Consider the following 21,411-nt stretch of genomic DNA (forward strand, 5'->3'; position numbering starts at 1 on the left):
CGTAAACTTCGGGCCGGGTGTAGTGCGGACAATCCAGCAATCCATCGGCAAAGGAATCCTGCTCTGCCGACTGCGCATGACCCAGCGCTCCGGGGATGAGGCGTGTCACCGCATCAACAACGACCATGGCCGCCAGTTCGCCACCGGAAAGAACAAAATCACCCAGTGACACTTCCCGATCGACTTCCGTCGAGATCAGGCGTTCATCAACACCCTCGTAGCGCCCCGAAACCAGAATCAGTTGCTGCTCCTCCGCAAGGGATTCAACAACAGACTGAGTCAGGGTTTCTCCCTGGGGCGACAGGTAAACCACACAGGCTTTACCAGGTGCCGCCTCCCGAGCCGCATGAATGGCATCCCGCAGGGGCTGTATTTTCATCAGCATACCGGGACCGCCACCGTATGGCCGGTCGTCTACCGTGCGGTGACGATCATGGGTAAATTCCCGGGGGTTCCAGCTCTCGAAGGTCAGCAGACCTTCCCGAACCGCCCTTCCGGTTATCCCGTAATCCGTAACCGCACGAAACATTTCCGGGAACAGACTGACAGCGCCAATCCACACCCGTCAGAACTCCGGATCCCAGTCAACAACCAGCCGGTTGCCAGCCAGATCCACTTCCCGGACGACCTGATCCGGCAGATAGGGAATCAGCCGCTCGCGCTGGTCTGCCGAGTCCCGGGTGGCGCGCACCACCAGGACATCGTTGGACCCTGTTTCCATAAGGTGATGAACCTTGCCCAGGTTCAACCCCTCAACCGTGAACACCTCCAGGCCTTCCAGCTGGAACCAGTAGTATTCGCCACTGGGCAGCTCCGGCAACTCTGCCGTCGGAACCAGGATTTCTGCGCCACTGTAGGTGCGCGCAACTTCACGGTCATCAATACCTTTAAGCCTGACGACGATCCCCTGCCCCTGGCGGCGACCCTCCTCAAGCCTGGCCGGAACCCTCTTACCGTCCAGGACCAGCGTCCAGTCCCGGTAGTTAAGGATTCCTTCCTTGGGGTCAGTGTAGGAAAAGACCTTTAGCCATCCCTTGACCCCAAACACCGAGGTAATCCGGCCGATCACAGTTTCCTGCGAATTCTGTGTCATGCCATAAACCCCGGCTTCAGTACTTCTTACTCAGCAGCCTTCAGCAGCTGGGCAACGCGCTCGCTGGTCTGTGCGCCCTGACCGAGCCAGAATTCGACACGATCACGATCAACACGCAGACGCTCTTCCTGGCCGCGTGCGACCGGGTTGAAGAAACCAACGCGCTCAATAAAACGACCGTCGCGGGATTTGCGGCTGTCGGTGACTGTCAGATGGTAGAACGGGCGCTTCTTGGAGCCGCCACGAGCCAAACGGATTATTACCATTTCGACCAATATCCTGTTCTGTTGTACGAACTTTGTACGATTCACGCCCGCCGGAGACGGCTGACGCGAAGACCCATACTCGAAAGGGGCGCTATTCTATGCTAAAAAAGCGCCAAAGAAAACAGGGAAACCAGCTGTTTCCCCGTTTTCGGCATAAGGCTTTTTACATACGGCCAAACGGGGGCATCCCGCCACCGCCGCCGGGCGGCATCATACCACCCATGCCACGCATCATGTTGGCCATTCCGCCTTTCTTGCCAAACTTTTTCATCATCTTCGACATCTGCTTGTGCTGCTTGAGCAGACGGTTCACATCCTGGATCTGGGTGCCGGAGCCCGCCGCAATACGACGCTTGCGGGAGTTATTGATGACATCCGGGTAGCGGCGCTCCTTCGGCGTCATCGAGCAGATGATGGCTTCCATCTGGCCCAGGGACTTGTCATTGACCTGCTGCTGGGCCATCTGGGCCATTTGCCCCATGCCCGGAAGCTTGTCGAGCAGACCGCCAATGCCGCCCATGTTCTTCATCTGCTGCAGCTGATCCCGGAAATCCTCGAGATCAAAGCCCTTACCCTTCTTGATCTTCTTGGTGAGCTTCTGGGCCTTCTTCTGGTCCAGCTTGCGCTCGGCCTCTTCAATAAGAGACAGCACATCGCCCATACCCAGAATCCGGGAAGCTACCCGATCCGGATAGAACGGCTCCAGGGCATCGGATTTTTCGCCGACACCAAGGAACTTGATCGGCTTACCGGTGATATGACGGACCGACAGGGCAGCACCACCCCGGGCATCGCCATCGGTCTTGGTCAGTACGACACCGGTGAGCGGCAGGGCGTCGTTGAAGGCCTTGGCGGTATTGGCCGCGTCCTGGCCGGTCATGGAGTCGACCACGAACAGGGTCTCGACCGGCTTGACCGCCCGATGCAGGCGACCGATCTCGTCCATCATCTGATCATCGACGTGCAGACGACCGGCAGTATCGAGAATCACTACATCTATATGCTTCTTGCGCGCGGCACCAATTGCACCCTCGGCAATATCCACCGGGTCCTGGTCGGCGCTGCTCGGGAAGAACTCGACCCCCACTTCGCCGGCCAGGGTCTCCAGCTGCTTGATCGCGGCCGGACGATAGATGTCGGCACTGACCACCATCACCGATTTCTTCTGGCGCTCTTTAAGGAAGCGGGAGAGTTTGGCCACCGTGGTGGTCTTACCCGCACCCTGCAAACCCGCCATCATGATCACGGCAGGCGGCTGAACCGAGAGATTGAGGGACTCGTTGCCCTCGCCCATCACCCGTTCGAGCTCCTGCTGGACAACCTTGACGAACACCTGACCCGGCGTCAGGCTGCGCTGGACTTCCTGGCCAACCGCCCGCTTGCGTACTCCCTCCACGAAGTCCTTGACCACTGGGAGAGCAACGTCCGCCTCGAGCAAGGCCATGCGCACTTCGCGCAGGGTATCCTTGATGTTGTCATCGGTCAGTCGCGCCTGACCGGTAATCTTGCGCAAACTGCCGGAAAGCCGGTCCTGGAGATTTTCAAACATGCGTCTCTTCCGTACCCCGGAAATAAAATGTATACCGAATCAAAGAGCCACACGGGCCTCCTTGATTCCTGTTGCATAATCGCGACATTATAACCAGACTATCGCCCTGAAACGACCAACCCGGTCAAATCGGCTGACAAACAGCCGCTTATCCAGCCAGTAGAGTAGTAATAAGGAAGTCATGGGAACGCTGATTCTCGCGGTCACCTCTCTCTTTTTATACAGCGTTGGTACCGCGCTGCAGGCGCTCCATTTCCGTGGACGGGTGCAAAGCAACCTGGCAATCACCACCCTCATCGGGATCCTGGCGCTGACCAGCCATGGCCTGCTGATTGCCCAGACGGTCTACTACGACGGAGGCTTTGACCTCAGCTTTTTCAAAAGCTCACTCCTGATCTCGTGGCTGATCGCCTTCCTTTTATTGGGACTGAATCTGAGAAAACCAGTCCAGAGCCTGTTTCTTGGCGTGTACCCGCTCGCAGCCCTGACCATCATTCTGGCTCTGATCACCCATACGCCGTCCCGACTGGTATCAGAACAAAGCTACGGCATGCTCTCCCATATCGCGTTATCCGTGACAGCCTACAGCCTGTTCACGCTGGCCGCCATCCAGGCCACGCTGCTGTATTTCCAGAACCGCCAGCTCAAGCACAATTACAACAGCCTGCTGGTCCGCAACCTGCCGCCGCTGCAAACCATGGAGTCGCTGCTGTTCGAGATGGTCTGGGCCGGCGTTGTCCTGCTGGTGCTGGCGATTGTCACCGGCGCCCTGTTCATCGAGGACCTCTTCGCCCAGGACCTCGCCCACAAGACGGTGTTTTCCCTGCTGTCACTGCTGGTCTTCGTGGCCCTGCTGATCGGCCGGTATACCCAGGGGTGGCGGGGCATGACCGCCAGCCGCTGGACCCTGGCCGGCTGCATTCTCCTGATGCTGGCCTTTTATGGCAGCAAATTTGTCCTTGAACTGGTGTTCCACCGCGGGGGCTGAAAGGCCAACCGGACTCACCCGCTTGACACCTGACCGGAACAAAACCTATTTTCCCAACTTGTCAGTAAAATAAGGACCTTATCCTTTGAACGAAACATCGCTTTCCGCGCTGTTTTTCCTCCTCGTTGCCCTCATCTGCCTGTCGGCTTTCTTCTCGAGTTCCGAGACCGGCATGATGTCGCTGAACCGGTACCGCCTGAAGCATATGGCCAAGACCGGCCACAAGGGTGCCAGGCGGGCCCAGGGACTGCTCCAGCGCACTGACCAGCTGATCGGGATCATCCTCATCGGCAACAACTTCGTCAATATCCTGGCGTCATCCATTGCCACCGTTATCGCGATCCGGATCTGGGGTGACGCGGGCATTGCCATCGCTACCGTGCTGCTGACCATCGTCATCCTGATTTTCGCCGAGGTAACCCCGAAAACCCTGGCGGCCCTGTTCCCCGAGAAGATCGCTTTCCCGGCCAGCTACATCCTTGGCCCGCTCCTAAAGGTACTCTACCCCATTGTCTGGGCGGTCAACCTCTTTACCGGGCTGATCCTGAAACTGCTCAAGGTGTCCCCGGAGGACGCCGCCTCCGAACACCTCAGCCGGGAAGAGCTCCGAACCCTCGTCAACGAGGCAGGCGCCCTGATTCCCGCCAAGCACAAGGATATGCTGGTCAGCATCCTTGATCTGGAAAAGGTGACCGTGAACGACATCATGGTACCCAGGAATGAAGTGATCGGTGTTGACCTGGACGATGACACCGACACCATCCTCCGGCAGCTCAGAAGCAGCCAGCATACCCGGCTGCCGGTCTTCAAGGGCGACATCAACAACATCCAGGGCATTCTGCACCTGCGCAGCGCCTCCAAGCTGGTCCAGCAGGAGGAAGTCAACAAGGCAATGATCATGCAGCTGTGCCAGGAGCCCTACTTCATCCCGGAGAGTACTCCGCTGAACACCCAGCTGATCAACTTCCAGAAAGGCAAGCGCCGGTTTGGTATCGTCGTGGATGAATACGGGGATGTGCTCGGGCTGGCGACGCTGGAAGACATCCTCGAGGAAATCGTCGGGGAGTTCACCACCGACTACGCGGCCACCAGCCCGGACATCATTCCCCAGGACGACGGCACCTTTATTATCGATGGTACGACCGCGGTCCGGACCATCAACAAGACCCTGGGCTGGAAACTGCCAATTGATGGGCCGAAAACCCTCAATGGCCTGATCACCGAAACCCTGGAAAACATCCCGGACACCAACGTGTGCCTGAAAGTGGACGGTCACCGGGTGGAAGTGCTCCAGATCAAGGACAACGTAGTGAAGGCCGCTATAGTGCACCCCCGCAAGCGGAAGAAGCGGTCTCTGCACCTCGGCAGCCGCTGATTTTTTTGACAAGGCTCTCAGGATGGCTTTTATTCATGTTAATGTACGGCAAATTGCGGTAAATTTAATCAACAACGAGAACACATGGAGTTCCAGCTCGGTCATGTATCCGGTTAAGGCGTAGACAGGAGAAGGCCATGAATAAGCAGTCCGGCATACATTACCTCCGCGACCCCAAGCAAGCAGCCAGCAGCAAACCGGTTCCTGCAGAGGTTACGCGTATTCGTGACACGGTGGTCGCCGGACTGGGCGATCTGCTGCAGGGAGCCTTTGACGCTGTCGACGACTCCCTGTTCGAACTGGCGAACAACGCCCGCAGTAACAACGAGCAGAATCGCTACTTCGAGGCGATGCGGGAAATCCGTATCAAGCGCAAGGGTGTGGAGCGCCAGTTCCAGAATTCAGTCGCCGGATTGTTTGCCGATCCCCCTCGCACCGGCCAGACCCAGGGGGAAACCCCGGCCTACAGCACCAGTGCCGATACGCTGTCACTGGTCGGTGACGAAGACCTGGAAGAGCAGGTTGCCCTCAATGCCATGATCGGCAAGGCCAAAGCCCACTTCCAGGGTCCGCTGCTTCAGCTTCAGGCCCGCTTCAGCCAGGTCTATCCCGACGCCAGCGATGAGGCCCCGGTCAACCCCATGGCCCCGGAACATCTTTGCGGTGCCTTTATCGAGGCCATCCACGCGCTGGAAATCCAGATCCGGGAACGGCTCATCCTGCTCAAGCAGTTCGACCGCTACGTGGTATCGAACCTGGGCATGCTCCTGGACGAGGCCAACCGTATCCTGATCCAGGCGGGCATCATTCCCAATTTCCGGTACCACGGAAAGTCCGGCCAACAGGCGGAAAAGAAAAGTACCCAGGCATCGACCACGGCCTCGCAGTCGGCAGCAGAAAAACCCGGCACTGGCGGAGCAGCCGCTGGCGAGGAAGCCAGCCCCGTTTTCGAGCAGATCCGGCAGATGCTGGCCGTGCAGCGGGCTAACGCAGGCATTCCTTCCCGTTCATCCAACACCCAGATCCGGGTTGTGGGCCACGCCGAGCTGGCCAGCCTTCTGAGCGCTCTACCGCTTGCCGACTCCTATTCACCGGATGGCGACCTGAGCGAGGGCGAACCGGTGACCGTGGACCTCCGCGCCATCGTCGAGCAACTGCTGGCCCGGACAGAATCGAAGGACGGCCGCAAGCCCGCCCTTAACGAGGTAGACGAGGATCTCATCAACCTCGTGTCGATGTTGTTCGAATTCATTCTGGACGACTACAACCTGTCGGCACCGGTCCAGGTGCTGATCAGCCGCCTGCAGATCCCGATCCTGAAAGTGGTAATCCGGGACAAATCGTTCTTCAGCCAGGCCTCTCACCCGGCCAGGAAACTGCTCAACTCGCTGGCCCGGGCCGGCATCGGCTGGAGCAAGAGCGACGAAAAGGCCAAGGACAAGCTCTACAACCAGATCCACGAGACGGTCCAGAGAATCCTCAACGAGTTTGACGGTGATATAAGCCTGTTCGACACCCTGAACCGGGAGTTTGAACAGTTCCTCGAACGGGAGAACCGCAAGGCGTCCCTGGTCGAGCAGCGTACCCGGGAGTCCGAGCGCGGACGGATCAAATCCCAGCAGGCACAACAGACCGTCGACACTATCCTCCGGAAGAAACTCGCCCGGCACAGACTGCCGGACGTCGCCCGTGACCTCCTCATCAATGGCTGGAGTCGCTTCATGTTCCTCGCTTACCTGCGGGACGATGTGGAGCACCGCTGGCAGGAGTCGGTCAAGGTAGTCGACGACCTGATCTGGTGCCTTCACCCCCATAACGGGGATGACGAAAGGGACCAGTGGGTCCGGGTCGTTCCGGGCCTGCTCAAAACCTTGCGCGCCGGCCTTGAGGAAGTTTCCTACAACTCGTCGCGACTTGACGAAACCATGGCCCAGCTGAAACACGAACTGGCAGAAGCGTTTCGCACCAATGCGGTCGCGGAGACCGTGCAGGAATCGCCCGAGGCGGCCGCCGAAACCGGGGAAGAAGACGAACTCTCCGGCACCCAGAAGAGCGCGGTGGAACGCCAGCAGGAACTGGAGGAAGCAGCCATCGCCGAATTCGTCTCCCAGATCGACAGCATCGAAATCGGCGACTGGGTGGAATTCCGCCTGGTCAACGGCGCCAGCTTCCGGTGCAAGCTCTCGGCCATTATCGAAGAGGCGGATTCGTTTGTCTTCGTGAACCGCATGGGCCTCAAGGTGATCGAGAAGACCCGCCTGGAACTGGCCCATGAGATGCGTCGCGGGCGGCTCACCCTGCTGGAACAGGGTGCCCTGATTGACCGGGCACTCGACGCCGTTGTCGGCTCACTGCGGAGCAAGACCGCCTGACGCCAATGTCAGTGCCCTACCCTTCGGCAAAAGGGCTACCGGACAGCTACCGGATAGCCCTGGCGTTGTCCATCGCAATCCTCCTGCATACACTGTTCCTTTCCGGGCTCCCGTTCCCGCAACCGGATGCCCGGGAACACCATCACCGCCTGACGCTTGAGCTGCTGGCTCCCGGCTCTACCCCGACCACATCCAGCCAGCCGGCGGCACCCGCCAACACACAGGCCCGGGAGCAACCTGGAGAGCGAAATCCCCGGTTCGAAATTCCAGAACCTGCCGAAACAACACCTACAGCGCCCGCCCCGGTCACTTCGACATCGTCGCCCCGGACTGTCTCCGAATCTTCACAGGGGAACAACCCGGCGGCGCCCGACAAGGCCCGACCCGAACCAGTCGAACAGCAGGCCGAGCCTTCGAAGCCCGCCAGTGTCGCGAGTCAGGCCGGCGAGCCCGGGGAGATACAGGAAGAGGCTGAACACACGGAGCTGACCCGGATCACCCGGTCACCAAGCCAGCAGGATCCCTACCTGATCCGGCTCGCGGCACACCTGGCCGAGGAACTGGAACGACTTCGGGTACCGGCCGTTGCCAAACTGACAGACACCGCCAGAATGGAAATTGAGCTGCAGCTTATGGGAAATGGAGCCCTGACCCGGGCCAGAGTGGTGAAATCGACGGGGATTCAGACGGTGGATGACGCCGCTTATCGCGCGGCTCTTGCGGCAAGCCCCTACCCGGAGCCTCCTGCGTACAGTGAAACCGGGGACCGCTTCGAGGTGGAACTGGTGTTCTCCCCGAAGCGTCTCTGAGTTCCCTGGTGGAAATCAGGCCTCGGCTTGCTTGGCCGCTTCCTTGACCATCTTGGCCAGTTCACCGCTTTCGGACATCTCCAGAACGATGTCACAACCGCCCACCAGCTCGCCGTTGATATAGAGCTGCGGGTAGGTCGGCCAGCTGGAGTAGACCTTCAGCCCTTCACGCAATTCCTGGTTGTCCAGGATGTTGACGAATGCGAAACGCTCGCCACAGGCCATCAGCGCCTGCACGGTCTTGGCGGAGAAACCGCATTGCGGAGCCTGCGGAGTGCCCTTCATGTACAGAATGATCGGGTTTTCTTCGAGCTGGCTCTTGATGGTTTCATTGATGTCCATGAACATTCACCTCTGATTGAAAACGGAATCGCCCTCGGGCAATCTGCTGGCCTTATTGTACACGTGTCCGGGACCGGCCACCAAACACCCGGATGGGGTAGGCAGCGTTGTCATCCCTCCCCCGAAGGGCTAGACTTGATGCCCCGTTTTTTCCGGCACAGCTTTCCATCAACCAGACATCAGGAACCCCGCGAGTCGCGGTTTCATTGAGGTAAGGGCCATTTCATGGCGGCACGACATTTTCTGACACTGAATGACATGTCCACCGGCGAGCTGGAGCAGCTTCTGGACCATGCGAGCAAGCTTCGTAACGAGTGGCGGCAGGGCAAGGTACGCGATTCCCTGAAAAACCGCGTGCTGGCCATGATCTTCGAGAAGTCCTCGACCCGTACCCGAGTGTCGTTTGAGGCCGGCATGACCCAGCTCGGTGGTTCGGCCCTGTTCCTGTCTCCCCGGGACACCCAGCTTGGGCGCGGCGAACCCATCGAGGACTCCGCGATCGTCATCTCCAGCATGGTCGACGCGGTGATGATCCGCACCTTCGCCCATGACACCGTCGAACGCTTTGCGGCGGCCTCCCGGGTGCCGGTGATCAATGCCCTTACCGATGATTTCCATCCGTGCCAGCTGCTGGCTGACATGCAGACCTATCGCGAGCACCGCGGCAGCATTCGCGGCGCAACGGTGGCGTGGATCGGCGATGGCAACAACATGTGCCATTCCTACATCAACGCAGCCACCCGTTTCGACTTTCACCTGAACGTGGCCTGCCCGGAGGGCTATGAGCCCAGCGAAGCCCTGATGAAGGAACACGGGGACCGTGTCACCATCGTCCGGGATCCGGCCGAGGCCGCCAACGGCGCCCACCTGCTGGTCACTGACGTCTGGGCCTCCATGGGCCAGGAAGACGAGCAGAAAGCCAGGGAAAAGGCCTTCCGGGACTACCAGATCAACCCGGATCTGATGGCCGTGGCGGACAAGGATGCCCTGTTCATGCATTGCCTGCCGGCCCATCGCGGCGAGGAGATTTCCGTCGACATGATGGAGCATCCCGGCTCGGTGGTTTGGGATGAGGCAGAAAACCGCCTCCATGCCCAGAAGGCCCTGCTCGAGTTCCTTATTCTCAACCGGTTGGACTGATCTATGGGCGTGCCCGCTTCCCCCACCGGGGACTGGTTACTGGAAGTCAACAACCTGTCCTGTGGCTACGGCGCCGACTCCGTGGTCAAGGGCGTCAATCTTGCACTGAGCCATGGCGATATCGGCTGCCTGCTCGGCCCCAGTGGCTGCGGCAAGAGCACCATCCTGCGGGCGCTGGCCGGCTTTCTGCCCCTGAACAGCGGAGAGATCCGTCTGGAATCGCAGACCATCAGCCTGCCCGGTCGCACCCTGGCACCGGAGAAGCGCAGGATCGGTATGGTGTTCCAGGACTACGCCCTGTTTCCCCACCTGACCATCGCCGACAACGTCGGTTTTGGTCTGAAGGGCATGGGCAAGACGGAACGGCACCAGAAAGTCATGGAGCTGCTGGAGGTGGTGCATCTGCAGGACCTGGCAGACAGCTATCCCCACGAACTCTCGGGCGGCCAGCAGCAACGGGTGGCACTGGCGCGGGCACTGGCGCCCGAGCCAACCCTGATCCTGCTGGATGAGCCCTTCTCCAACCTGGATGCGGACCTGCGCCGGCGCCTGAGTCTGGATGTACGCGAGATCCTCAAGACCCTGGGCATCAGCGCCATCCTGGTCACCCATGATCAGCAGGAAGCCTTTGCCATGTGTGATCAGGTCGCGGTACTGAAAGACGGCCAGCTACTCCAGTGGGATGTTCCCTACAACCTGTATCATGAGCCGGCGAACCGGTTTGTGGCCAGTTTCGTAGGCCAGGGCGGGTTCATACCAGGCAAGGCCCTCGGGCCGGACACCATCGAATCCGAGCTGGGCATCATCCACGGCAACCGGGCCTATAAATGGGAACCGGGAACCCTGGTGGATGTGCTGATCCGGCCGGACGACATCGTCTACGACGAAGCATCGGACCTGCGCCCGAAAGTGGTGGAAAAGACCTTTGCCGGTACCTCGACCCTTTACCGCTTCCGCTGTTCCGAGGAAACCGAGTTCGAAGCCCTGTTCCGGAGCCACCTGGACTTCCACCTTGGTGAGCAGGTGCCCGTCCGGGTCGAAGCCGACCACCTGATTGCCTTCGAACGCACAGGCTGAAGCTCCTCAGCGGTTACACACCCGGTCAACCGCATCCAGCCAGCCGGCGTAGAGGGACTCCCGCAGAGACGGCCTCATGTCGGAACGGAACTGTCGCTCGCACTCCCATAGACGGGAAATCTCCTCCAGGCTGCCGTAGACCCCGGTCTGCAAACCCGCCAGATAGGCGACCCCAAGTGCGGTGGTTTCGGTAATCCGGGGCCGGTCCACGGTGACATTGAGAATGTCCGCCAGGAACTGCATCACCCAGTCGTTCACCGCCATGCCGCCATCCACCCGCAGGGATTCCAGGCGGGCGCCGTCATTCTGGATGGCCCGCACCAGATCCTTGGTCTGGTAGCACACGGACTGCAATCCCGCCGTCACGATCTCCCCGATTCCGGTATCGCGGGTCAGCCCCATGATCGCCCCGCGGGCGTGGGGATCCCAGTGGGGAGCACCCAGCCCGGTGAAAGCCGGGACGAGGTAAACGGCGTTCTCCACACCCACGCGCTCGGCGTGGGCCAGGGACTCTCCGGCATGACGAATCAGACCAAGACCGTCCCGCAACCACTGCATGGCGGCGCCGGCCACGAAAATACTGCCCTCCACCGCGTAGGTCGGCTGGCCGTCGAGCCGGTACGACATGGTGGTCAATAACCGGTTCTCGGACCGCAGTGCCCTGTCACCGGTATTCAACATCAGGAAGCAACCCGTGCCATAAGTACTCTTGGCCATACCGGGCTCGAAACAGGCCTGGCCGATCAGGGCCGCGTGCTGGTCGCCGGCAATGCCCGCCACCTGAAGCTCCGCGCCCAGCCACTCCCTATCGGTTGTGCCAAAGTCCGCGGCACAGTCCAGCACCTCGGGCAGCAGTTGACGGGGAACACGGAACAGGTCCAGCAGGGTGTCGTCCCAGTTCTGGGTGTGGATATTGAACAGGGCGGTACGGGAGGCATTGGTGGCATCCGTGTAATGGGAGCGGCCGCCGGTCAGGTTCCAGAGCAGCCAGCTGTCCACCGTCCCGAAGGCCAGTTCGCCAGCTTCTGCCCGATCCCGCGCCCCTTCCACATGATCGAGGATCCAGGAGATCTTGGTGGCGGAAAAATAGGGATCAATCAGCAGTCCCGTCCGCTCGACCACCGCATTCTCAAAGCCATCCTCCTTGAGCTTGGTGCACCAGGAAGCGGTCCGGCGATCCTGCCAGACAATGGCGTGGTGAATGGGCTTACCGCTCGCCCGTTCCCAGATAACCGTGGTCTCGCGCTGATTGGTGATTCCGATGCCTGCAACATCTGTCGCGTTGATCGCGGCCTTTTCCAGGGCTGCCCGGCAAACTGTCAGGGTGCTGTCCCAGATCTCGACCGCGTCGTGCTCGACCCAGCCGTCGCGGGGAAAGTACTGGTGGAATTCCTGCTGGGCCACGCCCACGATGGTGCCCGTTGGATCGAAGACAATCGCGCGCGAACTGGTTGTTCCCTGGTCAATCGCAAGCAGGTAGCGGGTCATGGCAAGCCTCCTTTGTTTTCCGCAAGTCTAACAGCAGAAAGCATTGAAGGAGAGGCGCGGGAGCCGGAAACGGGAGGAAGGGCATAAAAAAAGGGCCGGAAAAACCGGCCCTTAAATGACGAATGAAACAAGGAAAGTTCGTAAGAACTACAACCTCAAAAGTCATCCCTTACACTTTCAATTATGGGCATCCAGGCAAAAACCGTCAGTTGGCGTTATGTAGCAGCTTTGTTACATCAGGTGAGGCAGTGAGGCCTGGTTCACAAAACGGAGTCCGCCGGCTTCCGCCTCGGCCAGACCAGGCTGAAGCGCGCGCCGCCGAGCTCCTCGCTCCGGCTGACGAAGGCCTGGCCACCATGCCAATAAAGGATTCGCCGAACAATGGACAAACCCAGTCCATAACCTCCGGAGGTCCGCGTCCGGCTGTCGTCGAGCCGGGCAAACGCGGTAAAGACCTTTTCCCAGTCCTCTTCGGGAACCCCCGGACCGTCATCCTCAACATCCACCCGGCAGTTGTCCTCATCAATCCGGCAACGAACCAGTACGCGGCCATTGGCATAACGCCCGGCATTACCGACCAGGTTCTGTATCGCCCGGTGGATGTATCTTGGTTCGATATCCGACAGGGACCATCGCTCCGTGTCTTCGTCTATATCACTCTCGATGGTCAGGTTCGGGCGAATCAGCCGTTGTTCGGACACCACCTGGCGCACAACCTCCGTGACCGAGTGCTCCCGCAACGAGAACACCGGTCCACCCTGCTCCAGGCGGGCATAGGTGAGAATCTCGTCAATCAGCTCATCAAGCTCCTGGATGTCGCCATCAATCCCCTCCAGCTGTTTCTGCAGCATGTCCTGGTCCTGACAATCCTCGATCATCTGGACCCCGAAACGAATCCGGGCAACCGGCGTGCGCAGCTCATGGGAGACCGCATGAATCATCTCCCGCTGTACCTGGACCAGGCGTTGGATATGCTCCGCCATGCCATTGAAGGCCGCCGCCAGCCGGCTCACCAGGGTGCCGGTGCCTGCATCCACGCGAGCTCCCATCTCACCCCGGGCAATCCGGATGGCAACCGATTCCACCTGTCGCAGATTGTTGTCCACAGCCTTGATCGCCAGCCACAGAGCCAGCGCCAGAACACCGCCAACGAGTAACACCAGGAGAGTGATCACCGGCCATCCATAGGGCGAGAACGGCCCGGGCAGCCCGACGTTCACCAGGGCGCCGTCGCTCAGTCTCAACAAGGCGTCGTGCCGATCTCCGTGTTCCGGACCATACAGCACCACATCCCGTTCAGTGATCTGCTGTAACACCGGATCAGGGGGCAACATCCCGGCTTCATCCAACCAGGCGATGGACACTCCCAGGTGGCTGGCAAGGCGTACTGCCGTGTCTTCCCGCCCCGCCCTGTTCACCGACTCCAGGTGCCAGCGCACAACCAGGGCCAGGGCCCTGGAAACACCGAGGTATGGCTCCTCAAAGCGCATCTGCAGGATGGTCCCAGCCGGGGTCTCGACCATCAGCCGGTAACCGATCGGAGCTTCTTCCGCCACGACCTGTCCATATGCCAGGCGCTCGCGGATCACCGGCGATAATTCCATTTCTTCGGGGGGGAGATCTTTCAGGTCATACCAGGCCGCCAGCCAGTGATACTGTTGCTCCGGAGACGGTGTCGCGGCCAGCCATCGCATCAGCGGCTCGGGGAAACGTTCCAGCCAGAACTGCTGCCGGACCGAATTGAGTCCATTGAACAGGACAATACACAGGAAAACCACCAGTGCGGCCACACCGGCAAGACGGGCGTACAGTTTGAGGAAAAGCTTCAGGGACATGTCAGGAATCCTGGCAGGCCCGCCCCGCCCCCTTTACTGCCCGGGGAGCCGGAGCCGGCAACAGGAACGTCAGGCTTCCTTCACAAACAGGTAGCCTTTGCTGCGAACGGTCTTGATCCGACGCGGATGGATAGGATCATCGCCGATTTTCGGGCGGATCCGCGACACCCGTACATCAATGGAACGGTCCTGACCATCGTATTCAATACCCCGGAGGGCGGTAAAGATTTCTTCTCGACTCAGCACGCGACCGGCGTTACTGGCCAGTAACCAGAGCAGATCGAATTCAGCGCTGGTCAGGTCAATGCTCTGGTCGTTGAGCCAGGCTTCGCGCATGGAGCGGTCCACGATCAGATCATTGAACTGGAGTCGAACGGGCTCCTCACCGGCAGCCTCTTCACCACCACCCTGACCGGACTCGGTCACCCGTCTCAGCATGGCACGGATACGAGCCAGCAGGACCCGGGGCTTGACCGGCTTGCTGATATAGTCATCCGCGCCCATCTCCAGCCCGAGAACCTGGTCCAGGTCATCGGTACGGGCAGTGAGCATGATGATCGGGCCGCTGTAGAACGGACGCACCTTGCGACAAACCGACAGACCGTCTTCACCGGGCAACATCAGGTCCAGAACAACCAGATCCGGCTTTTCGCTCCGGATCCGCTCGACAGCAGCTGAACCGTTTGCCTCCAGGCTCACGATCAGTCCGTTGCTTTCCAGATATTCACGGGTCAGCTCAGCGAGCCGTTCGTCGTCCTCAACAATGAGAATTCGCCAACTTTCGTTCGTCTGTTCCACGCCATCCATCTCTGGTTTTGTTATTCCGGTTTCGGGTGCTTTCGACCCCTGACAATACAGGCAACCTGCTGTAACAGCAATTATACATGCAATTCAGAAATATACATGGAAGCGCCTCGCTGTTACAGCCCGTGACAAATCGACCCGTAGTGATAGCCCCTGTCATACAGCGGTCATTGGACGGTCACCCCAGTGTCACAGCCGGTTCATAGCCTTGTCGGTAAATGGACACAAAGAGACCAGGCCATGACTGCACAAACCGCGAAAGCCAGGCAAAGCTCACGACAGCTCCGGACCGCCATAACCCGTGACCCGGCCACAATCGAGCAGGCTCAGCGCCTTCGTTACGAGGTTTTCTCCGCAGAGTACGGCAGTGACCTCGGCGCCACCACACCCGGCCTTGACGCCGACGCCTACGACTCCCTCTGCGACCACCTGATCGTGACCGACAGCCGGACCGGCAACCTGATTGCCACCACCCGGGTACTGCCCCAGAGCCGGATCAGGGACGTCAGTGAATTCTACTCGGCGGGGGAATTCGATCTGTCTGCGCTGGCCTCCCTGTCCGGCAGCGTGGCTGAGCTGGGACGCACCTGCGTCCATCCCGACTACCGTAACGGTGCCACCATCAGCCTGCTCTGGGCCACCCTGGCGGAGTACCTGATCAAGCACCGCATCGACTACCTGATTGGCTGCGCCAGCATCGGCATGTCTGACGGAGGCCACAAGGCCTGGCGAATTGCCAATCACCTGCAGGACACTTACCTGGCCGACGAGTCTTTCCGGGTAACGCCACTGAGGGAGTTGCCGCACCTGACGAACACCCCGGCCACGGACCGGCCGGTCGATGTTCCACCGCTGATCCGCGCCTACATGCGACTGGGCGCGAGGGTGTGTGGTGCGCCCTGCTGGGATCCGGAATTCCGGTGTGCTGACCTGCTGGTACTGCTGGAAGTGGACAGCCTCGCCGCCCGTTACAGCCGCCATTTCATGGGCAGGGCGTCGTGAGCGTGGCAAGGCCATTCCGATGATCGGCTCGTTGCGACTGGCCATTCGCTTGGCCAGCTTCATCCTGTTTCTGGCGGCCATAGCCGTCCTCGCCCTGGCACTCAGGGCCGGGGATATCGTCACTGGGAAGAAACTGGACCGAACGCCCTGGGCCGGCCGCTGTTTCCGGGGCGCCTGCCGTTGCCTGGGGCTGCACATCCGTTGGCATGGGCGGACACCGCAGGCCAACTCCCTGGTGGTCAGCAACCACATCAGCTGGTGCGACATCCCCATCCTGGGCGGGCTGGCGCCGGTCCGATTCCTGTCCAAGGCCGAGGTGGCGGAATGGCCCCTGATCGGCTGGCTGGCCAGACAGGCCGGCACCCTGTTCATTCGGCGAGGCGGAGGACAGGCACGGCAGGTGAAATCCGCCATCCGCTCTGCCCTGGCGTCCGGGGAATCGGTGCTGATCTTCCCGGAGGGCACAACCAGTGCCGGCCTGACCGTACTTCCGTTTCACGGGCTGTTACTGAGCGCTGCCCGGGAGGCAAACGTCATGGTCCAGCCGGCGACCATCTGCTACCGGCGGGAGGGCAGGCCCGACCATGTGGCTCCGTTCATCGGGGATGATGCCTTCCACAGCCACCTGATCCGGTTACTGAAAAACCCGGCATCCCGGGTGGATGTCCTGTTCCATGAGCCGGTGCCAACCACCGGAGAACTGAAGCCGTCGGAACTGGCCCGCCAGCTTCAGGAGACGGTTCTGGACGGCCTGCGCCGGTTGCAGGCCGGCGAAGCGGACCCGGCGCCGGTGCCGGTCAGAACAGGGGCCGGCCCTGGGCTATCTCGTCTTCGGTAGCCTCGCGGCGGCCGACAATTTCCAGATCGAAATACAGGGTGAAGCCCGCCAGGGGGTGATTGGCATCCACCTTCACCAGGTTGCCGTCGATACCAACCACCTGCACCACCTGGGCCTCATCCCCGGTGTTGGTCTGGAACTTCATGCCGACCTGGAGATTCTCGACGCCCTCGAACAGTGAGCGCGGCACCTTGCGCACCAGATCTTCCCGATGTTCTCCGTAGGCCATGGCGGGTGGGATGGTGACCTCAAGGCAATCTCCCACATTCCGGTCTTTCACGGCCTCCTGGATGCCCTTGATGATCTCGGGGCTGCCATAGAGAAAATGCAGGGGTTCACTGCCCTCGGAGGTATCGACCAGCTCTCCGGCCTTGTTTTTCAGGACATAGTGAACGGTAAAGACATCGGGCTTGGTATCGGGTTCTTGCATCAGGTTTCCGAGTTTCCTGTATCCGGTGGTGTTTCAAGCTGCTGCAGGCCGTAAATGACCAGTCGCTGGTCCAGCTTTTCCCGCAGGCCACGGGGATTTCGCAATCCCATTCGCTCCAGCAGGGGCTGGTACCGCCCCCCCTCATCATTGGCCCGGGCAGCCTGCCAAAGGGTCGACAGTTTACCACGGCGGGTGGCCGTTGCGGCCTTGAGCCCTTTAAGGGCTTTCCCTAACGTCAATTCCTCGTCCGTGAAATCCCGACCAAACGGGAAGGCGGAGAACCGGTCGCCGTTGCCCGCGGCGGCCAAGGCCGACCGTACAGCCTGCGGCGTGTTATTACACCAGGAGGCTGGCAGGCTGAATGAGGGGTCCACCTTACCCGCCTTCTGGGCCTGCTTGAGCAACTCCTGCTGGAATCGGGAGTCGGCAATGCGGATCAGGCGCAGGTAGACCTGCTCGTCGGACTGGCCCCGGAGATCGGCAATGCCGTACTCGGTCACCACGATGTCCCGCAGGTGGCGGGGGATGGTGCAGTGGGCGTAGTTGAAGACGATATTGGAAACGGTCTTTCCTTTGGAGCTACGGGTTGCCCGCATGGTCAGGATGGAACGCGCGCCAGGCAGCTCATGGGCCATCGCGACAAAGTTGTACTGACCACCAACACCACTGACCACGCGGCCATCATCCAGGCCGTCGGAGACCGCCGCGCCGCTGAGCGTGTACATCATGGCCGAGTTCACAAACCGGCCATGCCGGCGCTGTGCCGCTTTCAGCCGCTGCCTGCCGAACGGGTGATCGTAGAGATGGTTGATGTAATTGACACTGGTCATGCAGATCCGGTCGCGCTGATGCTGCGGCATATCCCGCAACGACTGATAGAAGCTTTCCGGCCCCACGTAGAAGCCGCCATGCATGCTGATGCCCCCTTTCAGAGCGTCGCCCAGCATCCGTGATTCGATCAGCCGGCGGGTATCGGGATGGTTCAGGTCACCATCCACGGATTGCCCGGAGGCCAGCAGACGCCCGCCCTTGAACTCGACCTCCGGTGCTAAAATTCCCCAGCGGACAAGCCAGTTCACATCCCTGGCCCTGAGCGGGGAGTCAATCAGCTCCGCCTCTCTCAGGGTGTCCAGCATGGCCAGACTCGGGGTGGTATCGATGTCGCCCTGGTTGATCAACTCTTGCAGGCCGGCGTGATCAAACACCTGGCGGGACAGGATGCCGGCTTCCATCAGGTACAGGAAGCCATCCACCATCATCTCACTGCAGCCGTAGATTCCCTCATCGAAGGGGCCGGTGCCGCCATACTCGTTTACCACCGGAAACTCGTCGCCGACCCGTAGGTGGTCGAACAGGGCTCGCCAGTCATCGTTGTGCTTGTGACGCAGAATGGCACTGTAGACAAAGGCGGCGCCCAGTGAGCCGATCCCCACCTGCAGGGTTCCGCCATCTTTCAGCAGGCAACTGGCGTAGAATCCGATCATGTGATCTTCCGGACTGATCGCCATTTGTGGTGCCGAGAACAGGGGATAGTCGGTGGAGGGCTGATCCAGGACCACGTCGAAACTGCTCTCATCAATGGCAGCATGATGGCCCATGAAGGGCAGATTGGCGTTCAGTTCAGCCACCAGCGCCACTGGCGTGCCGCCGGCTTCCATCGCCCGCATCAGGGGAATGAGATCCAGGGTCAGGTCCGGATTGCAGCTCAGGCTCACTTTGCCCGGCGCGCCGTGGCTGTCGCCCGGCGACACCAGTTGCCCCAATACATTCACGCCCAGCGCCATCAGATCCCGGATGGCATGGGTGTAATTGGTGCAGACGTAATTACGTTGCTGACCCCGATTGTTCAGGTGGGAACCAGCCTTGAAGTAGAACTCCGAAACCGTGACATTCGCCGGCAGCCGGTTCTGTGCAACATCCCGGGCAAAGGCAAGATCCGGAATACGCCCGTAAAGGCGTTCGGCGAAGGGGCCCATGAACCGCTGCTCCAGGGATGAACTCCCCCGCGGCGCCAGCAGTGACAGCGCCGTGAAAATGTGCAGCTGAATGTCCGGGTCCTGCTTCGCCCGCTCATACAAGGCGTTCACGAATCGAATCGGCTTGCCAAGCCCCAGGGGCAGCCCGAGGGTAATCTCCTTGCCGACCCGGCGAATCACCTCATCCACACAGGCATCCACGTCTTGCAGGCGTTGACTGCTTTCCGACATCACCAAGCTCCTTCTTGCTTTCCGGACCACGACAGGGTTATGGGCAGATAATCACACGGGAGGGCCGCCCAGACAATGCGCCAGATCAGTAACCAGACTAGTTGGAATTGGAAAGGTGGGACAGGCAGGGAGGGTAAAAACAGGACAAGCGGGAATTCAGGAGTGGGTCAGATTCAGAAGTTCCACTTCAGGTTGAGGCAGGCACCCTCATTCAGCAGGGCGATGCCATGGTCCGCCTGCGCAGGATCAGAGGCGTATTGCTTATCGTCCGAACGGGACCGGGTGAGCGAGAGACTGAGCAGCCGGGAGCCGATTTCAGTGATGGCCTCAGAACTGTCATCCTCGAAGTTTCCCACCATCCGCTCCTGAATCTGATAGAGCTCCTGAACGGTATTTACCGGCTCCGGATCCTCGCCAAAAGGACGCTCCGCCGCATCGGCGCGGACGACAAAAGCGACGAGATTGAGAGCAAGCAGGGCAACAAAAATTCGAATAATCATGACACTGACAAAGACCTGTAAACCGGGATAGAAGATGCTCGATGACCTAGGCCAAAGTCTAATGAATGATCCCGGAAAAGATGTGACTTTGCACACAATCGCGCCGACTTTTTGTCAGTTTTTAGCCACTCTTTTGTCAAAAAATAATCCCCAGTTTTTCAGAACGTAACAACAGCTTTGAGCCCGACCTCAGTCCGGCCCAAAACTGCCGTTCTCCGACCCGGAAAATCAGGGACAGGGGTAGGTAAACTCCCGGTGGATCTCCTCGATCGCCTCCAGCACCGATTCACCCAACGTAATATTGGCAGAGCCGATATTCTCCCGGAGCTGATCCATCGTGGTCGCACCGATGATGTTGCTGGTGACGAAACTCCGGCTGTTTACGTAGGCAAGGGCCAGCTCGGTCGGCGTCAGGCCGTGCTGGCCGGCCAGCTCGACATAGGCGCGGGTTGCATCCATTCCGCGGTCCGACGTGTAACGACTGAAGCGTTCGTAGAGGGTAAGCCTCCCCTTCTCCGGCCACTTGCCGCCGAGATACTTGCCCGACAGCATGCCAAAAGCCAGGGGCGAATAGGCCAGCAGGCCGGTCTGCTCACGATGGGCGAACTCTGCCAGCCCCGCCTCGAACGAGCGGTTCAGCAGGTTATAGGGATTCTGGATACTGACCACCCGGGGCCAGCCTTTTTCCCGGGACAGACGCAGGTACTCGGAGGTCCCCCAGGGCGTCTCGTTGGACAGGCCGATGTGACGAACCTTTCCTTCCCGGACCAGTTCATCCAGCGCTGACAGGGTTTCCTCGATTGGCGTGGCGTCTTCATCCTGCTTGTGAACATAACCGAGTTTGCCGAAAAAATTGGCATTCCGGTCCGGCCAGTGGACCTGGTACAGATCGATGTAATCCGTCTGCAGACGCTTGAGACTGTCTTCGCAGGCTTGACGGATATGGTCCCGGGTCAGCCTCGGGCCGTTGCGCAGGTAGCTCAGGCCATTCCCCGGCCCCGCCACCTTGGAGGCGATCACCAAATCGTCCCGGCGGCCGCGCCGGGCCAGCCAGTTACCCAGGTAGGTTTCTGTCAGCCCCTGGGTGTCCGGTTTCGGAGGCACCGGGTACATTTCCGCCGCGTCGATGAAGTTGATCCCCTCACCCGTCGCATAATCCAGCTGTTCGAAGGCTTCCTGCTCGGTGTTCTGCTCGCCCCAGGTCATGGTGCCCAGGCAGATCAGGCTCACATCAATGTCGGTATTACCTAACTTTCGCGTCTGCATATCGTCTCCGCTTCAGTTCATTGCACGGGT

General features: G+C 60.1%; 20 protein-coding genes. 8 read left to right on the top strand and 12 right to left on the bottom strand.

What is annotated here, in order from left to right; translation table 11 throughout:
• The 4 genes from trmD to ffh form a co-directional block, all read right to left on the bottom strand.
• A partial coding sequence (gene trmD, locus ACESMW_RS08070; protein WP_372986536.1) for a tRNA (guanosine(37)-N1)-methyltransferase TrmD occupies positions 1-562 on the bottom strand: 562 nt, incomplete at its 3' end.
• Positions 563-565: 3 nt separating this feature from the next.
• Positions 566-1,093: a ribosome maturation factor RimM gene (rimM, locus tag ACESMW_RS08075; RefSeq protein ID WP_372986537.1), complete on the bottom strand. Its 528-nt coding sequence runs from the start codon at positions 1,091-1,093 to the stop codon at positions 566-568.
• Positions 1,094-1,119: 26 nt separating this feature from the next.
• On the bottom strand, positions 1,120-1,359 hold the full coding sequence (rpsP, locus tag ACESMW_RS08080) for a 30S ribosomal protein S16 (protein ID WP_343815390.1): 240 nt from the start codon (positions 1,357-1,359) through the stop codon (positions 1,120-1,122).
• Between the two features lie 163 nt (positions 1,360-1,522).
• Positions 1,523-2,908, bottom strand: coding sequence for a signal recognition particle protein (gene ffh / locus ACESMW_RS08085; protein WP_372986538.1), 1,386 nt, complete (start codon positions 2,906-2,908; stop codon positions 1,523-1,525).
• Positions 2,909-3,089: 181 nt separating this feature from the next.
• On the opposite strand from ffh, the gene ACESMW_RS08090 reads away from it, so the two are divergent.
• The 4 genes from ACESMW_RS08090 to ACESMW_RS08105 all read left to right on the top strand — a co-directional run bounded on the left by ACESMW_RS08090 (position 3,090) and on the right by ACESMW_RS08105 (position 8,452).
• Positions 3,090-3,896 carry an inner membrane protein YpjD gene (locus ACESMW_RS08090; RefSeq protein ID WP_372986539.1) on the top strand — a complete coding sequence of 269 codons (807 nt, stop codon included), beginning with the start codon at positions 3,090-3,092 and terminating at the stop codon, positions 3,894-3,896.
• Positions 3,897-3,981: 85 nt separating this feature from the next.
• Positions 3,982-5,271 (top strand): HlyC/CorC family transporter, encoded by a 1,290-nt coding sequence (locus tag ACESMW_RS08095; RefSeq protein ID WP_372986540.1) that lies wholly within the window; start codon positions 3,982-3,984, stop codon positions 5,269-5,271.
• A 137-nt stretch (positions 5,272-5,408) separates the two neighbouring features.
• Complete coding sequence (locus ACESMW_RS08100) at positions 5,409-7,643, top strand: DUF1631 domain-containing protein (RefSeq protein WP_372986541.1); 2,235 nt, start codon at positions 5,409-5,411, stop codon at positions 7,641-7,643.
• 5 nt (positions 7,644-7,648) lie between these two features.
• Positions 7,649-8,452 (top strand): TonB family protein, encoded by an 804-nt coding sequence (locus ACESMW_RS08105; protein WP_372986542.1) that lies wholly within the window; start codon positions 7,649-7,651, stop codon positions 8,450-8,452.
• A gap of 15 nt (positions 8,453-8,467) precedes the next feature.
• On the opposite strand, the gene grxD is transcribed toward ACESMW_RS08105, so the two are convergent.
• On the bottom strand, positions 8,468-8,794 hold the full coding sequence (gene grxD, locus ACESMW_RS08110; protein WP_113861021.1) for a Grx4 family monothiol glutaredoxin: 327 nt from the start codon (positions 8,792-8,794) through the stop codon (positions 8,468-8,470).
• A gap of 225 nt (positions 8,795-9,019) precedes the next feature.
• Between grxD and argF the strand changes: the two genes are divergently transcribed.
• Positions 9,020-9,934, top strand: coding sequence for an ornithine carbamoyltransferase (gene argF / locus ACESMW_RS08115; protein WP_372986543.1), 915 nt, complete (start codon positions 9,020-9,022; stop codon positions 9,932-9,934).
• A gap of 3 nt (positions 9,935-9,937) precedes the next feature.
• Positions 9,938-11,011 carry an ABC transporter ATP-binding protein gene (locus tag ACESMW_RS08120; protein WP_372986544.1) on the top strand — a complete coding sequence of 358 codons (1,074 nt, stop codon included), beginning with the start codon at positions 9,938-9,940 and terminating at the stop codon, positions 11,009-11,011.
• 6 nt (positions 11,012-11,017) lie between these two features.
• Here the strand turns inward: ACESMW_RS08120 and glpK are convergent, their stop codons facing one another.
• From glpK to ACESMW_RS08135, 3 genes are all read right to left on the bottom strand, one after another.
• Positions 11,018-12,499, bottom strand: a complete 1,482-nt coding sequence (gene glpK, locus ACESMW_RS08125) for a glycerol kinase GlpK (RefSeq protein ID WP_372986545.1) — start codon at positions 12,497-12,499, stop codon at positions 11,018-11,020.
• A gap of 260 nt (positions 12,500-12,759) precedes the next feature.
• A complete protein-coding gene (locus ACESMW_RS08130) occupies positions 12,760-14,334 on the bottom strand; it encodes an ATP-binding protein (RefSeq protein ID WP_372986546.1) in 1,575 nt (524 codons plus the stop codon).
• Between the two features lie 69 nt (positions 14,335-14,403).
• Positions 14,404-15,141 (bottom strand): response regulator, encoded by a 738-nt coding sequence (locus ACESMW_RS08135; protein WP_372986547.1) that lies wholly within the window; start codon positions 15,139-15,141, stop codon positions 14,404-14,406.
• Between the two features lie 237 nt (positions 15,142-15,378).
• On the opposite strand from ACESMW_RS08135, the gene ACESMW_RS08140 reads away from it, so the two are divergent.
• Entirely contained in the window at positions 15,379-16,140 is a 762-nt protein-coding gene (locus ACESMW_RS08140; RefSeq protein ID WP_372986548.1) for a GNAT family N-acetyltransferase, read from the top strand.
• Complete coding sequence (locus tag ACESMW_RS08145; protein ID WP_372986549.1) at positions 16,061-16,978, top strand: lysophospholipid acyltransferase family protein; 918 nt, start codon at positions 16,061-16,063, stop codon at positions 16,976-16,978. The genes ACESMW_RS08140 and ACESMW_RS08145 overlap by 80 nt, the downstream gene beginning before the upstream one ends.
• Here ACESMW_RS08145 and ACESMW_RS08150 read toward each other — a convergent pair.
• The 4 genes from ACESMW_RS08150 to ACESMW_RS08165 form a co-directional block, all read right to left on the bottom strand.
• Positions 16,938-17,408, bottom strand: a complete 471-nt coding sequence (locus tag ACESMW_RS08150; RefSeq protein WP_372986550.1) for a peptidylprolyl isomerase — start codon at positions 17,406-17,408, stop codon at positions 16,938-16,940. The genes ACESMW_RS08145 and ACESMW_RS08150 overlap by 41 nt on opposite strands.
• On the bottom strand, positions 17,408-19,615 hold the full coding sequence (locus ACESMW_RS08155) for an acetyl-CoA hydrolase/transferase C-terminal domain-containing protein (protein WP_372986551.1): 2,208 nt from the start codon (positions 19,613-19,615) through the stop codon (positions 17,408-17,410). Before ACESMW_RS08155 ends, ACESMW_RS08150 begins: the two co-directional genes overlap by 1 nt.
• A 173-nt stretch (positions 19,616-19,788) precedes the next feature.
• Complete coding sequence (locus ACESMW_RS08160; protein WP_372986552.1) at positions 19,789-20,115, bottom strand: hypothetical protein; 327 nt, start codon at positions 20,113-20,115, stop codon at positions 19,789-19,791.
• Positions 20,116-20,343: 228 nt separating this feature from the next.
• On the bottom strand, positions 20,344-21,381 hold the full coding sequence (locus tag ACESMW_RS08165) for an NADP(H)-dependent aldo-keto reductase (RefSeq protein ID WP_372986553.1): 1,038 nt from the start codon (positions 21,379-21,381) through the stop codon (positions 20,344-20,346).
• Between the last annotated feature and the right edge of the window lie 30 nt (positions 21,382-21,411).

The organism is Marinobacter sp. (genome assembly GCF_041690455.1).
In the GTDB taxonomy this organism is placed as follows: Bacteria; Pseudomonadota; Gammaproteobacteria; order Pseudomonadales; family Oleiphilaceae; genus Marinobacter.

Bases quoted from the DNA above. Each gene is read 5' to 3' on its own strand.
- rimM (WP_372986537.1), bottom strand. From the start codon at position 1,093: ATGACACAGAATTCGCAGGAAACTGTGATCGGCCGGATTACCTCGGTG.
- rpsP (WP_343815390.1), bottom strand. From the start codon at position 1,359: ATGGTAATAATCCGTTTGGCTCGTGGCGGCTCCAAGAAGCGCCCGTTC.
- ffh (WP_372986538.1), bottom strand. From the start codon at position 2,908: ATGTTTGAAAATCTCCAGGACCGGCTTTCCGGCAGTTTGCGCAAGATT.
- ACESMW_RS08090 (WP_372986539.1), top strand. From the start codon at position 3,090: ATGGGAACGCTGATTCTCGCGGTCACCTCTCTCTTTTTATACAGCGTT.
- ACESMW_RS08100 (WP_372986541.1), top strand. From the start codon at position 5,409: ATGAATAAGCAGTCCGGCATACATTACCTCCGCGACCCCAAGCAAGCA.
- ACESMW_RS08105 (WP_372986542.1), top strand. From the start codon at position 7,649: ATGTCAGTGCCCTACCCTTCGGCAAAAGGGCTACCGGACAGCTACCGG.
- grxD (WP_113861021.1), bottom strand. From the start codon at position 8,794: ATGGACATCAATGAAACCATCAAGAGCCAGCTCGAAGAAAACCCGATC.
- argF (WP_372986543.1), top strand. From the start codon at position 9,020: ATGGCGGCACGACATTTTCTGACACTGAATGACATGTCCACCGGCGAG.
- ACESMW_RS08120 (WP_372986544.1), top strand. From the start codon at position 9,938: ATGGGCGTGCCCGCTTCCCCCACCGGGGACTGGTTACTGGAAGTCAAC.
- glpK (WP_372986545.1), bottom strand. From the start codon at position 12,499: ATGACCCGCTACCTGCTTGCGATTGACCAGGGAACAACCAGTTCGCGC.
- ACESMW_RS08130 (WP_372986546.1), bottom strand. From the start codon at position 14,334: ATGTCCCTGAAGCTTTTCCTCAAACTGTACGCCCGTCTTGCCGGTGTG.
- ACESMW_RS08135 (WP_372986547.1), bottom strand. From the start codon at position 15,141: ATGGATGGCGTGGAACAGACGAACGAAAGTTGGCGAATTCTCATTGTT.
- ACESMW_RS08140 (WP_372986548.1), top strand. From the start codon at position 15,379: ATGACTGCACAAACCGCGAAAGCCAGGCAAAGCTCACGACAGCTCCGG.
- ACESMW_RS08150 (WP_372986550.1), bottom strand. From the start codon at position 17,408: ATGCAAGAACCCGATACCAAGCCCGATGTCTTTACCGTTCACTATGTC.
- ACESMW_RS08155 (WP_372986551.1), bottom strand. From the start codon at position 19,615: ATGTCGGAAAGCAGTCAACGCCTGCAAGACGTGGATGCCTGTGTGGAT.
- ACESMW_RS08160 (WP_372986552.1), bottom strand. From the start codon at position 20,115: ATGATTATTCGAATTTTTGTTGCCCTGCTTGCTCTCAATCTCGTCGCT.
- ACESMW_RS08165 (WP_372986553.1), bottom strand. From the start codon at position 21,381: ATGCAGACGCGAAAGTTAGGTAATACCGACATTGATGTGAGCCTGATC.